A 12,686-nucleotide genomic window follows, 5' to 3' on the forward strand; every position below is an offset into this window, starting at 1 on the left:
GCGCCCGGTTGATTCATGACGCTCATCGCCAGGTCGTCGAGAAGAGGCCGTGAGGGCCAGTTGGTTCTGCGCGCCCGACAGGGGGCAGAGGCAGCGGGAGCACTGCCTGCGGGGTTGCCGTCAGGTTCGTAGATGAGGATAAGTGGCGTGCCGTCTTCAAGTTTTGTCCAAATCCCAGCTGCTTCCTTCTGGACGCCGAGACACCTGCTGACATCTGCTTGGCTTGAGCACGCTCCCTTTGCGTTCAGTCTCGTCCAGATGCTCAAGCCGCAATCGATTGTCGAGCTAGGCACGCACCACGGCTTTTCGTTTCTCGCCTTTTGTCAGGCAGTCGAGACATGCGGCCTTGGCACCCGCTGTTACGCCATCGACACATGGATGGGCGACGATCAGGCGGGCTTCTATGGCGAGGATGTCTTCAACAAGCTGCAAGCCATCGTCACAGAGGCCTATCCCGGCTTCGCGTCCCTCCTACGCAACTCGTTCAACGACGCGGCCCCTTATTTCGCGGAAGGGGATGTCGACCTTCTGCATATCGACGGTGCCCACCGCTATGAAGACGTCGCGCAGGATTTCAACCTGTGGCTACCGAAACTTTCCAAACGTGGCGTGATTCTGTTTCACGACACCAACGTTCGGCATTCCGATTTCGGCGTATGGAAGCTCTGGAAGGAGATCGCCCCGCAGTATCCGTCGTTCGAGTTCATCCACGGCCACGGACTCGGCGTCCTTGGTGTCGGGCCGGATTTGCCCGATGAGGTGAAGGCGCTGCTGGCTTGTACGCCGGAGGCGGCGGTCTATCTCCAGACGGCCTATGCCCAACTCGGGGCCGCGGTCACGATGCGTTCCCTCAAGGAAGCCATGCAGTCCGAGGCGGCGACGCGAGCTGGCGAGGCGGCGACGCGAGCGGGCGAAGTCGCCGCTCGAGAAGCCGAAGCCGCCCATCTCAAGCAGGAAATCGCCCGCCTGTCTGAACTCGCTGCGGAAGCCCGCGCGGCCGGAGAAGCCGAGGCCGCTCGTCTCCAGCAGGAAATCGCTCACCTGTCCGAACTCTCTGCAGAGTCCCGCGCAGCCAGAGAAGCCGAGGTCACCCGTCTGCGCCAGGACATCGACGGCCTGCGCGGGGCCTTGGAGACGGCGAGAGCCGATTTGGAGATGTCGGAAGCCAATCTTCGCGAACTGCATTCGGCGGCCGAGACGGAGGCCGGAAATCTCAGGCAGGAACTTGCCCATCGGGACAGGTTGCTCGATGCCCGCAGGCATCTCGAAGTTTCTTTGGAGGAGACGAAGGCGCGCCTCGTGAAGATCGAGAAGAGCCGAGCCTGGAAGATCGCCAGCCGGCTGCGCAAGCTCACCCCAAAGGCCCTGGTTCGCCGCGTCCGCGGGAAGAAAAAGAAGAAAAAGACGCCGCCTGCCGCCAAGGATGCGTCCCGACCGGCATGGTTCGACGTGAACTACTACCTGAATCAGGAACCACGGCTGGATCTTAACGGCGTCGATGCGTTCATGCACTTCGCCACCATAGGATGGCGGGAGGGGCGCAATCCCCACCCTCTATTCGACGTGGCTTGGTATGTCAGCCAGAATCCGGGGCTGGAGGCCGGTACGGTCGATCCGCTTCAGCACTTCCTGGCCCAGATCGACCCGTTTGACGGGGAAAGCAGCGTCGCATGGAACGATGGATCTCGTTACGTGTCCGGCGGCAAGGTGGCAAATCCCCGCCTTCCAGCGCCCTATTCGCCTCCGGGCCGCAGGCGCTTCGTTGAGTTTGATGAGCCGGCTTTCCTCGCGCGCCTGAAGAATGCCGACGTGCTCTCCCTCGACATTTTCGATACTGCTCTCGTGCGGCGCGTCTCTCCCCCGAGCGCGGTGTTCGATCTCATGGAAGCCGCCGCGCAGCGGCTGGATTTGCGCCTCCAGAGCCTTGCAAGCCAGCGCAGCCGGGCAGAGCGCTTGGCGCGCCAGATCTCGACCGATGCCGGCGGGACGCCAGAGATCGGATTCAAGGACGTCTACGACGTGCTGGCCCGGGAACTAGGCCTGAAGGAGAGCGAACGTGCGCAACTTGAAGACCTGGAGCTGGACATCGAACGCCAGGTCCTGCGTGCCAATCCCCAGGTGCTCGGCTGGTACAGGCAAGCCCAGTCACAAGGGAAGAAGGTCATATTCGTCAGCGATATGTATCTTCCAAGGACGTTCCTTGAAGAAGTGCTGACGGCAGCCGGTTTCGAGAACCCCGTGGTATACGTCTCGAACGAGTACGGCTCGGGAAAATGGCAGGTCCGCCTTTTCCAGACGATCGCGGCCGACCTCGACATTGATGCCTCGAAGTTTCTCCATATCGGAGACAATCCGCAGGCCGACAAACAGTGCGCCGAAGCGGCAGGCTGGGTGGCACTGCACTATGTCGAGGGCGAGAGAAGGCAACCCTTTGCCCTCCAATTGGCCGTCGAGGTCACCTCCGACGCATCAAACCTGGCCTTGTCGGTGGGCTTAGGTTTGTCGCGCGAGCATCGTGTGCGCATGGAGGCTGCGGATTTCGACGCGGAGGAGCGGATCGCGCGCCATATTGGCTATGAAGTGATCGGCCCGACGGTGCTTGCCTTCGCTGGCTGGATGGCGACGAGAGCCAAAGCCGACCGTCTCGACCGCGTCCTGTTTCTGGCCCGTGACGGCTACCTGCCTCATCAAGTCTATGAACAACTGCGCCGGAACGGCTACCCCGCCTGCGAGAGCCGGTACGTGCTGGCCTCCCGACGCCTGCTGTATAGCCGGATGTTCACATCGGTCCAGAGCGTTCGGAATGCCGTGGCGAAAATAGATTTTGCCCCGGAGACGACCCTTGCGGAGTACCTCGACATATTCCTCCTGCCGGAGGACCAGATCGCGGCGTGCGCGCGCAGACTGTCGATCGCCGATGCCAATGCGCCGATTCTGGAGCAGATGAAGGGCCGCGCCGACTATGGACGCGCCAAGGCCGAGCTTGCAGCTGTCATCGAGGATGTGGCTTCAGCCATCGTCCGTAATGCCGACGAACAGAAGAAGCTGCTGGAGGAGTACTATCGGGACGCCGGAGCCTTGGAAGGCGTGAGCCGGGCTGGCCTCGTCGACCTTGGTTGGTCTGGAAGCATTGTCCGTCCCATAGGAGATGCCCTGAGCGCCACGGTGTCGAATCTCACGATTGCGTCGTATTTCTTTGGCTTGATCGGCAACGCCAAGAACCACTTGCCGGGAGACATGCTTATCGGGGCCTATTTTTTCCGCGACCGCGACCGCAACTGGCGGGTTCCCGACCCTCTCTACCTCCCCGCCAGCAAGAACTATTGTGATGTCATCGGTGCATCCCCGGCGCTGGTGGAAGTGTTGCTCAGCGAGAACGCCACGACCGCTATAGGTGTGAAGCGTGACGAGGCCTCCGGCAGGATTATTCCGGTCCGTGCGAACGATAGCTATTCATCGCAGCAGCGCCGATTGCTGGATATCCTGCACCAGGAAGCATTGAGTTTTGCGCAGGATGCGCTTTCCATTCTGCCGCCGGAACCGGATCAGTGGAACCTTAAGCCCCTGCTGTCGCAGGTCTGGACACGTGTGCTGTCGAGCCCAAGTGAACCGGAAGCGCGATGGCTTGCCGCTTTTCCGCATCGCGCGGATGCAAGTGGGCACGCCTCCACCATGGCGCTGGTGACGATGAGCAACAGCAGGAAGCTGCTGAGCGCATTCCAGTCGTCTCAATGGTCCGCGGGCTGGTTCGCCCTGCTGAGTCCGGCAGACAGGGCAAGATTGCTGGACGAGGCGGAAGCGGCTAGACGCGCCGCCAGTGTGCATTAGGCTGGATATGGGGAACGTGTTTTGAACGAGAACGGAAGTCCGCATCCTTTGATCGATCTCGCCTGGATCCGGCAGGCATGCGATTCCCAGAACATGCCTGTCGGGGAGTGCCTACAGCAGATCGACCATGTCGGCCCGAACATCCTGTTCGACGTCGAGTACTATCGCGAGTCGTACGGTGCCGATATTCCGCAAGGAATGACGTGCCTTGAGCATTTCTGCCGGCAGGAACGGGATCGGCCGCGCAATCCGAACCCCTTGTTTTCAACGCAGCAATGGCACGAGACAATCGGCTGGCAGTTTCCAGAAGCCGCCAAATGGCGACGCGAACTGTTCACGACGATGGGCGCGGAAGCGCGCTTCTCGCACGAGGAACTGCGACGGCAGGAGGCGCGGGCCGTCATTATCGAGGACAAGGAGGCCGGCGCGCCGCCCCGGCCGGACCAGGACATCTGCCTTTTCGTCCATTACGACAGTCAGGATGACGTACAAGACTACGTAATCGATTATGTCAATGCGTTGCGTGAGCAGGCCGTGTCCATCGTCTTCCTGTCGAACAGCCGGAAGTTGCGCGCGGACGCCGAGGCGAAACTTCAAGGTCGCGTCTGGCGGATCGTGTGCACCGACAACAGGGCCTATGATTGGGGCTTGTATGCCGTCGGGGTCCGGCTTCTCGATGATTTGAAGATCACCGGCCACTCCATCTTGCTGGCGAACGACAGCGTCGTTGGGACCATGAACAGCCTAGCACCGCTATTTGACGTGGCGCGGTCGGGTCGTTACGAGATCACGGGCGCCGTGGACAGCCTCTTGCACGACTGGCATGTGCAATCGTTCTTCATCTATTGCTCTTCGTCGATTGTGGCTTCTGATGCATGGACAGGTTTCTGGCGAGCCTATCGCCCTCACAACGACCGCTGGTACGTGGTTAACAGCCAGGAAATGGGCTTCGCTCGATGGATGGGCCGACACTCCGTCTCCATGGGTGCCGCATGGCGTTACGAAGACATCCTGCGCAATGCTGACAATGGCAGAGCGTCGAAATGGCGAGCCAAGATCATTAACGAGCAACAGATCACGAATCCGACGATCGAGCTGTGGGATATCCTGCTGAGGGCCGGCTTCCCGTTCCTGAAGAAATCGCTCTTCACGACCCCTTTGCAGGCGGCCAATTTGAGTGAACTGTGCAACATCCTCAGTGCACGCAGGGGTGTGGCGGGCATGCCGGCGGTCGATCCCGGGGCCACCAAGGAGGAGATGGTGGAACCGGCCCGGAAAGTGTCGGCTGGCTGATTGGCGTCCTCGGTTGCCAGACCAACTTTAATGACCCGCAGATTGGATCTGCGGATCGATCTGATGGCGCCATCGGGCAATCATCAACCCCATCCGACCGTGTAGCTCTCGGCCTGCGGCTGGACCTCCGCACGGCGGACCAGTTGCGGATTGTACATCGGATCATCGGCGATGAAATCGCGCCAGCGCCGCAGGAACAGTGCGACCTCCTCGCCCGGCTGCGCCGTCTGGCCGCGGGACGACCGCTCGTAATGGATCAACTCGGCATGCGGAGTGTAGACGATCCGGTAGCCCAGTGTCTTCAGCCGCAGGCACAGGTCGACGTCATTGAACTCCAGGCTGAAGCGCTCGTCGAAGCCGTTGACCCGCTCCAGCACCGATTTCCGGGTGGCGAAGACGGCGCCGGTCACGGCGCACCAGTCGCGATGGACGCTGGCCCAATCGCCATAGGTCGGCCGGTCGGCCGGCTGGTCGAACCAGGGATGGCCGCAGCCACCATAGAGGCCGCCGATCATGCCGGCATGCTGGATGCGGTGGTCGGGAAACAACAGCCGCGCTCCCACCCCACCGACATCCTCCTCCAGGGCAAACGTGAACAGCGCCTCCAGCCAGTCCGGTGATCGGACCGTCATGTCGTCGTTCATCAGAACCAGCAGCTCGGTGTCGGCGGCGCGCCAGAGCACATTCATCTTCCGGGCGTAGTTGAAGGTGGCTCCCGCCATGCGGGTGGTGACGATGCGCCGGAGGTCGAGCCGCGTGCAGGCCTCCCGGTAGATCCGGTCGTTGACATGATCGTCGCCAATTAGGACGCGGATCCGGTCCAGGGGCCAGCTGCCGGCCTCGATGCTGCGGAGCAGGTCGAGGATGTAGGGCCGCCCACCCGGCGGGCTGCTCTGCCGCGTCGGAATCACCAGGGTGATCTCTGGATGGGAGGCGAAGACCCTGCGCAGCTCGAAGGCCCCGGGCACCAGCCCCGGACGAAGCTCGAATGGGGTGGAATCTTCCTGCAGGAAGCGCTGCAGCACGCCCTTCCGGTCGGCTGCGGTGGACAGGGGCGCATGTCGCGGGATTGCGATCGCAGTCACCGCGATCCGGTCGAAGCCGATCCCGGCGCGCCACGCCCTCAGGCACAGGTCGTACCAAGCCGCCGACCCGTGCTCGGCGCGCAGTCCGTCGAGACGCTTGAAGGCCGAGCCACGGATCAGCGTGGGAAAGCCGATATAGTCCTGGGCCAGCAGCAGGGCCGGGTTCAGCTGCGGTTTGCAATCCAGTGCCACTACGCTGCGCCCGCGCAGCCGCCCATTGTCTGCATAAATGATGCCGACATCCGGCCCGGCCTGCTGCGCCGCCGATCCGAGGCGGTCCAAGGCGTCCCGGGCGAGGCGGGCATCGGACGGCGTGACGAACAGCCAGGTCTCGTCGCCGAGGCGGCGGGTCTCGAGGATCGCCGGCTGTACCGGCCGCAGGGTGCGATCCAGCGGCACCGGAACGAGTTGTGGCCATTCGGCCAGGGAGGAGGAGAGGCGTTGGCGGGGCAGGCGCATCGGTCGGGTCTCGGCGTATCAGGCAGCCGGCAGCAGGTCCAGCAGGGCGGCGGTGATCCCCGCCGCTGCTGACCTCGGATCCGTCGCTGCGGCAAGGGCTGGGATCAGCCGTACGGGGATCCCGCCATGCTGCCGGATCACCTCCGCCGCCGCAGGATCCGTCGCCAGAACCGCATCGACGACAGGCCAGGCTTCGGCGTGGCCCGGCGTTCCGGCGGTCATGATGCCGACATGCAGCGCGGCATCGGCGCAGAGGGCTGTCAGCGCCGGATCCATGCGAGTGGTCTCGAACGAGATTAGCACGACATCGGCCGCTCCGTCGAAGCTGCGGACGGTCCACTCCGGCGCCGAACCCGACCCTGTGCCGGGCTGGGGATGCAGGTTGATCTCATGCTCGCTGTGGAACAGGGCCGACACCAGGCATCGGCTGGCCTCACCGGTCTCGCCAGGGCTGGTCCACGACCCGATGCAGGCGAGGCGCAGCGGCATCGGGGCGCTCCGCAGCCGGTCGACCAGAGCTCGGCGCCGGCGGTGGCGGGAAAGGCCGGCCGGCAGCAGTGCCGGCAGGTCGGCGTCGGGACCGGTATCGACCAGTCCAGTGTCGTAGCCGTGCGCCGCCAGGACGGACTTCCATCCCTCCCCGGTGACGGTCGGCGGCAGATCGCCCCTCAACACCGCAGCCTTGAAGAAAGGAAAGCCGCGCTCGATCAGCTCACGCCAAGCGAAGGCGGTCTGGTTGTCACCCCTCAGGTTCTCGAACAGGGCGATGCAGGTCAGGCCGGCTGCGCGCATCCGTCCGCAGAAGGTCACCTCGTACAGGTCGATGACGTCCTGCTTGTCCGGATAGTTGCGGACATCCTGCCAGAAATGGTGGAATTTGGGGCTGGAGAAGGCTCGCCGCTTCATGCGCAGGAAGAAGCTCTGCAGGTGCCAGCCTTTCTCGTGGCTCTCGGTCAGCCCGACGATATCGGCGTCGGCGGCCCGGAGCCGCGCCATCAGCGCGCCGAAGGCCTTGGCGTTGAACGGTCCGTACAGGCTGTCGTTGATCAGGTACAGCGCGTCCGACCGGAACAGCGCCAGCTCGCGCTGCATGACATGGGCCCAGGCGGCGAAGTCGAAGCCCACATTCTGCCGTACATAGAGGCCTGCGAGCGAGGTGGCGAGGGCCGGCGGCACCGTCACCTCCGGCGCGTCCGACGCGACGATCAGGACGACCGCGATCCCCTCGGCCTGCAGAGCCCGCACATAGTGCTCGACATGGCGACGGATGCTGCGGCCGTCGCGCGAATGGGTGACGAACAGCGCGACCTCGCCGGGCATGGCGGCCGGGACATAGGGCTTGACGACGTCGAGCCAGGCCGCTGCGGCAAAGGGGGTGCGCTCATCGGCCTGCCGCAGCGGCGGCGGTTGCTTGCCCGGCAGCGGTGGCAGCCCTCGCAGGCGGCGCCAGCGCTTGCCGGCCGATCGCCGCATCCGCGCCACGAAGCTGCGCCTATGCTGTGTCACCGGTGCGCAAAGCCGGGTGTTCCGGCAACAGGGGCCATGAGAGCCGCTCTTTCTGGTTGCGAAGCGCCCTGCTATATCGCAGCGAACCCTTCAAGTCCACGCGCGGTCCCGGCCGCGAACAACCGGAGCTTCGTCCATGAAAGGCATCATCCTCGCCGGCGGCAGCGGCACCCGGTTGCATCCGCTGACGCTCGCCACCTCCAAGCAGCTGATGCCGGTCTACGACAAGCCGATGATCTACTACCCGCTCAGCGTGCTGATGCTGGCCGGGATCCGCGAGGTGCTGGTCATCTCCACCCCGCACGACATGCCGCAGTTCCAGCGGCTGCTCGGCGACGGGTCGCAATGGGGCATGACCTTCGACTATGCGGTGCAGCCGAGCCCGGACGGGCTGGCCCAGGCCTATATCATCGGCGCGGATTTCGTCGGCAGCGAGCCCTCGGCCCTGATCCTCGGCGACAACATCTATCACGGCCACGGCCTGCCGGAGCTGCTGGCCTCGGCCGCCGCCCAGCCCTCCGGCGCCTCGGTCTTCGCCTATTATGTCGACGATCCGGAGCGCTACGGCGTGGTCAATTTCGGCGCCGACGGCCGGGCCGCGGCGATCGAGGAGAAGCCGCGCCAGCCGACGTCCAACTGGGCGGTCACCGGCCTCTATTTCTACGATGCCGAGGTGGTCGACATCGCGGCCAACCTGAAGCCCTCGCCCCGCGGCGAGCTCGAGATCACCGACGTCAATCGCGTCTATCTCGAGCGCGGCCTGCTGCATGTCGAGCGGATGGGCCGCGGCTTCGCCTGGTTCGACATGGGCACGCATGACAGCCTGCTCGAGGCCGCCAGCTATGTGCAGACGCTGGAGCGGCGCCAGGGCCTGCGCGTCGCCTGCCCGGAGGAGATCGCCTATCTCCAGGGCTTCATCGACCGCGAGCAGCTCATCGCCCAGGGCCGCAAGCTGGAGAAGAGCGGCTACGGCCGCTATCTGATCAAGGTCGCCGAGATCGAGGAGCCCGGCTCGCTGGCCCGCGGCCCGCGCTGAGCGCGACGGCTAAGCCTCGATCAGCGCCGCCGTGAGCCGGGCGGCGAGGTAGAGGCCGAGGCCGAACACGGCGTGGGTCATCAGGCTGCGCAGCCGCGCGGCGGTCGGGTTCGGCGTCTTCGACGCCGCGATGCCGGCGCCCAGGGCCGGCTGCATCAGCAGGAACGGCGCGGCCACGGTGACCAGGCCGAAGGCCAGCGCCGGCGGCAGGGTCGGGGCGCGCGCCCAGTCCAGGCCGCAGATCGCCAGCAGCAGGGCGGCGAAGACGATGCCGGTGCCGTAATGGACGGCCCAGCCGAGGGCGCGCTCGCCCGCCACCGGCGCCGCCCGGCCGATGCCGTCATGCCGGAAGCGGCCGCGCGGGAAATGCCCGACCCAGCGGCCGACCATGGCCCAGTCCAGCCCCGGCACGCCGGTCAGCCGCACCAGCAGCGCCGTCCACAGGTCGGCGACCACCGTGGCGCCGACGCCGATCGCCACCGCCCGCAGCCCGAATTCCAACCCTTCGCCCATCCGCCGGCCCTCCGCGCCGCAATCATTCAATGACTTGCTTGATTGATTGCGCGACGATAAGCTCCTGTCAATGACCGACGATCAATCCCGTCTCTTCGCCGAGCTGGCGGAGCTCGCCCGCACCCTCGGCCACGCCCATCGCCTGATGCTGCTGGAGCAGATCGGCCAGGGCGAGCGGCCGGTCGAGCGCCTGGCCGAGCTTGCCGGCCTCACCGTCGCCAACGCCTCCCAGCACCTGCAGCATCTGCGGCGGGCGGGGCTGGTCGAGTCGCGGCGCGACGGCAAGCGCGTGCTGTACCGGCTGGGCGGCGGCCCGATCGTGCCGCTGCTCGCCGCCCTCCGTCGCCAAGCGGGGCATCGCCGGGCCGAGATCCGCGACGTCGTCGCCGACAGCATCGGCCGGCCGGAGCGGCTGGAGGGCCTGTCGCGCGAGGATCTGCTGGAGCGGCTGCGCGAGGGCGGAGTGACGCTGCTCGACGTCCGGCCGGAGGAGGAGTTCGCGCTCGGCCACCTGCCGGGTGCGCTGAACATCCCGGTCGAATCGCTGGAGCGCCGCCTGGCCGAGCTGCCGCCGGGGCAGGAGATCGTCGCCTATTGCCGCGGGCCGTATTGCGTCCTGTCGGTCGAGGCGGTCGCCGCCCTGCGCGCCTGCGGCCTCCCGGCGCGGCGGCTGCGCGACGGCTTCCTCGACTGGAAGGCGGCGGGGATGGATGTCGAGATGGCGACCCAGGGATAGGGGAAGGTTAAAATCCGTCCATTCGGACGAATTCATTTCGACGCCTGGCTCGAATATTTTCGTTGAAATGCCGCCGATTGACAATTTCTCGAAATTTTCCGCTCTTGTCGTGTCTCCCTGCTGAATTCGGAGGTGCGAGACATGGCGCATGTCCCCTATATCGGCTCCGGCCCCTATTGCTATGCGAATTCCTTCGCGATGATGTTCGGCGACCGCGCGCCGTCCACCGCGGTGATCGAGTTCGCCACCGGCGGCCCCTTCGGCATGCAGCTGGTCGGCGGCACCCTGCCGTTCTTCGACCCCTATGGCTGGACGCCGGAGGCCGGCTTCGACGATGCCCTCGCCGCGCTGGGCTGGGCCTCCTCAGTGCGCCGCGGCGGCACGGCGGAACAGGCGCTGGCGGCGCTCGAATCGGCGCTGGCCGACGGCCCGGCCTGGGTCGGCCCGGTGGAGATGGGCTATCTGCGCCACCAGCCGGGCATGACCGGGCCGATCGGCGCCGACCACTATGTCGTCGTCATCGCCCTGGCCGAGGGGCGGGTGCTGATGCACGACCCGCAGGGCCATCCGTATGCCACGCTGCCGATCGAGGACTTCATGGCAGCCTGGCGGGCCGAATCGGTCGACTACGCCACGCCTTACACGATGCGGACCGCGTTCCGGCAAGTGCGGGCGGTGACCGAGGAGGCGGCGATCGAGGCCGCGCTGCCGATGGCGCGGCGGTGGCTGTCGATGGCGGAAGGCCGCCACGTGCCGGCCGGCACGATCGGAAACGCCGAGGCGGCGGAGCGCCTGGCGGCGATGATCGAGTCCGACTGCGACCGCGAGCTGCGCAACCATCTGGTCTGGTTCGCCGTCCGGGTTGGCGCCCGCCGCGTCGCCGATGCCGCCACCTGCCTGGCGCGGATCGGGCGCGGGGAGGCGGCGCGGATCATGGACGGCCAGGCCCGGCTGATCGGCGCGCTGCAGCACCCGCTGGTGGCCGGCGACGACGCCGCGGCCGCCGCCCTGCTGCGCGCCCTGGCGCCGAGCTATGCCGAGCTGCCGGCGGCACTGGCATAGGGCGTCGGTTCGAGGCGGATCACCAGGCGAATGAGGTCCGGCCGGATCGGGCGACCGATCGTGCCGGGTCCGCCGCTCACGGCCCCTTGTCCGCCACGCTCCTGTTCCCGAAGCCGGGGACAGGGCTGCCGTCGGCCGTGCCATTCTCGGGCAATCCCAGGCGCCGTGCCAGGGCGGGCGGCCTGAACAGGATGCGGCCGTGCTGCTTGGCATAGGCGGCCTGGCGCTGGAACTCGGCTTCGTCCGGATCGAGCTCGGCCGGTGGCGGCGGGGGATCGGGCGGCCCGGCTGCTGCGGCAGGCCCGGCGCCGCCGGGATCGGGCGGCCGGTCGTCCAACTTGCGGAAGAGCCTGCCGCCGGGGGCGAAGATCTCGCCGGTGGTGGTGTTGAAGTTGTAGATCGTGTCCCCTGGCAGGCCGAGGTCGGCGGCCGGGATGGTGCGGTAGGTTCCGGGAGTAAAGTCGTATCTGCGCGACGGCGGGGGCGGAGGGGCGGCCTGGCCGGGGACCTCGTCCCACGGCTTCGGGCCCGCGCCGGCCGGATCGGGCCTTCGGCCCGAGGGCGGCGGCGAGGGCTTGGCGGGAGAGGCCGATGGCGCGGCCGAGGCGCCGGATCAGGGTCTCGATCGGCAATGCGGTGTCGGCGAGGTCGACGTCGATGCGCTCGTCCTCGGTGAGCTTTTCCCAGAGCTCGGTGGTCAGCCGCTCGCGGGCCTCGGGTTTCACGACGGCGATGGCGCGGGAGAGGCGTTCGCCGACGGCGCGGCGCCGCCGATCCTTCTGGTCCTGACGCCGGTCCTTCCGGGTCGCGGCCCTGCGCTGCGCGTCCTCGCGCTGCTGGCGCAGCCTGCCCTTCAGCGCAATGGCACGGCGGATGCCGAGGAAGAGGTTGCTGAAATGGGTCTCGGCAGTGCCGGCGCGATCGAGATCGCCGGCCTTGAGGGCGGTCATGCCCTGGGCCTGGAAGCCCGTGGCCAACGCCTCGGCGACATGGGCCAGGCGGGACAGCATCGCGAGGTCGGCCTCATCCGTGGCCGGCGAAGCGGCGAAGAGAGTCCTGAACCTGATGGTGCCATCGACCATTGCTGAATTAGAACAAAACAGGAACTTAGGGTCAAGCGTCATTGCCGGCCGGCGCAGCGATCGGCCCCGTCGCGGGCGGGAGCTGC

The 12,686-nt window shown here is 66.3% G+C and carries 10 protein-coding genes; 6 read left to right on the forward strand and 4 right to left on the reverse strand.

All coding sequences use genetic code 11. From position 1 onward, the window contains the following. Positions 1-147: 147 nt before the first annotated feature. Together QFZ27_RS16170 and QFZ27_RS16175 are read left to right on the forward strand one after the other, a co-directional pair. Positions 148-3,828: a class I SAM-dependent methyltransferase gene (locus tag QFZ27_RS16170; protein ID WP_429227402.1), complete on the forward strand. Its 3,681-nt coding sequence runs from the start codon at positions 148-150 to the stop codon at positions 3,826-3,828. Between the two features lie 48 nt (positions 3,829-3,876). Further along, a complete protein-coding gene (locus QFZ27_RS16175; protein ID WP_429227403.1) occupies positions 3,877-5,121 on the forward strand; it encodes a rhamnan synthesis F family protein in 1,245 nt (414 codons plus the stop codon). Positions 5,122-5,204: 83 nt separating this feature from the next. On the opposite strand, the gene QFZ27_RS16180 is transcribed toward QFZ27_RS16175, so the two are convergent. Then, on the reverse strand, positions 5,205-6,665 hold the full coding sequence (locus tag QFZ27_RS16180; RefSeq protein WP_429227404.1) for a glycosyltransferase family 2 protein: 1,461 nt from the start codon (positions 6,663-6,665) through the stop codon (positions 5,205-5,207). Between the two features lie 18 nt (positions 6,666-6,683). Then, entirely contained in the window at positions 6,684-8,171 is a 1,488-nt protein-coding gene (locus tag QFZ27_RS16185; protein WP_429227405.1) for a rhamnan synthesis F family protein, read from the reverse strand. 136 nt (positions 8,172-8,307) lie between these two features. On the opposite strand from QFZ27_RS16185, the gene rfbA reads away from it, so the two are divergent. Continuing rightward, complete coding sequence (rfbA, locus tag QFZ27_RS16190) at positions 8,308-9,207, forward strand: glucose-1-phosphate thymidylyltransferase RfbA (RefSeq protein WP_429227406.1); 900 nt, start codon at positions 8,308-8,310, stop codon at positions 9,205-9,207. A 9-nt stretch (positions 9,208-9,216) separates the two neighbouring features. Here the strand turns inward: rfbA and QFZ27_RS16195 are convergent, their stop codons facing one another. Further along, positions 9,217-9,720 carry a DUF2938 domain-containing protein gene (locus tag QFZ27_RS16195; protein WP_429227407.1) on the reverse strand — a complete coding sequence of 168 codons (504 nt, stop codon included), beginning with the start codon at positions 9,718-9,720 and terminating at the stop codon, positions 9,217-9,219. 70 nt (positions 9,721-9,790) lie between these two features. Here QFZ27_RS16195 and QFZ27_RS16200 point away from each other — a divergent pair, with 70 nt between their 5' ends. Both QFZ27_RS16200 and QFZ27_RS16205 read left to right on the forward strand, forming a co-directional pair. Continuing rightward, on the forward strand, positions 9,791-10,456 hold the full coding sequence (locus QFZ27_RS16200) for an ArsR/SmtB family transcription factor (protein ID WP_429227408.1): 666 nt from the start codon (positions 9,791-9,793) through the stop codon (positions 10,454-10,456). A 141-nt stretch (positions 10,457-10,597) separates the two neighbouring features. Further along, a complete protein-coding gene (locus QFZ27_RS16205; protein ID WP_429227409.1) occupies positions 10,598-11,518 on the forward strand; it encodes a hypothetical protein in 921 nt (306 codons plus the stop codon). 76 nt (positions 11,519-11,594) lie between these two features. Here the strand turns inward: QFZ27_RS16205 and QFZ27_RS16210 are convergent, their stop codons facing one another. Then, positions 11,595-11,855 carry a hypothetical protein gene (locus QFZ27_RS16210; RefSeq protein WP_429227410.1) on the reverse strand — a complete coding sequence of 87 codons (261 nt, stop codon included), beginning with the start codon at positions 11,853-11,855 and terminating at the stop codon, positions 11,595-11,597. A gap of 238 nt (positions 11,856-12,093) precedes the next feature. Between QFZ27_RS16210 and QFZ27_RS16215 the strand changes: the two genes are divergently transcribed. Further along, positions 12,094-12,606, forward strand: coding sequence for a hypothetical protein (locus QFZ27_RS16215; protein WP_429227411.1), 513 nt, complete (start codon positions 12,094-12,096; stop codon positions 12,604-12,606). Positions 12,607-12,686 lie beyond the last annotated feature (80 nt).

The sequence above is a fragment of the Inquilinus ginsengisoli genome (assembly GCF_050434925.1).
Lineage (GTDB): Bacteria > Pseudomonadota > Alphaproteobacteria > DSM-16000 > Inquilinaceae > Inquilinus > Inquilinus ginsengisoli_B.

What these genes read in the sequence shown, in the direction of transcription:
- QFZ27_RS16180 (WP_429227404.1), bottom strand. Translation starts at nt 6,665, where the DNA reads ATGCGCCTGCCCCGCCAACGCCTCTCCTCCTCCCTGGCCGAATGGCCA.
- rfbA (WP_429227406.1), top strand. Translation starts at nt 8,308, where the DNA reads ATGAAAGGCATCATCCTCGCCGGCGGCAGCGGCACCCGGTTGCATCCG.
- QFZ27_RS16205 (WP_429227409.1), top strand. Translation starts at nt 10,598, where the DNA reads ATGGCGCATGTCCCCTATATCGGCTCCGGCCCCTATTGCTATGCGAAT.
- QFZ27_RS16195 (WP_429227407.1), bottom strand. Translation starts at nt 9,720, where the DNA reads ATGGGCGAAGGGTTGGAATTCGGGCTGCGGGCGGTGGCGATCGGCGTC.
- QFZ27_RS16200 (WP_429227408.1), top strand. Translation starts at nt 9,791, where the DNA reads ATGACCGACGATCAATCCCGTCTCTTCGCCGAGCTGGCGGAGCTCGCC.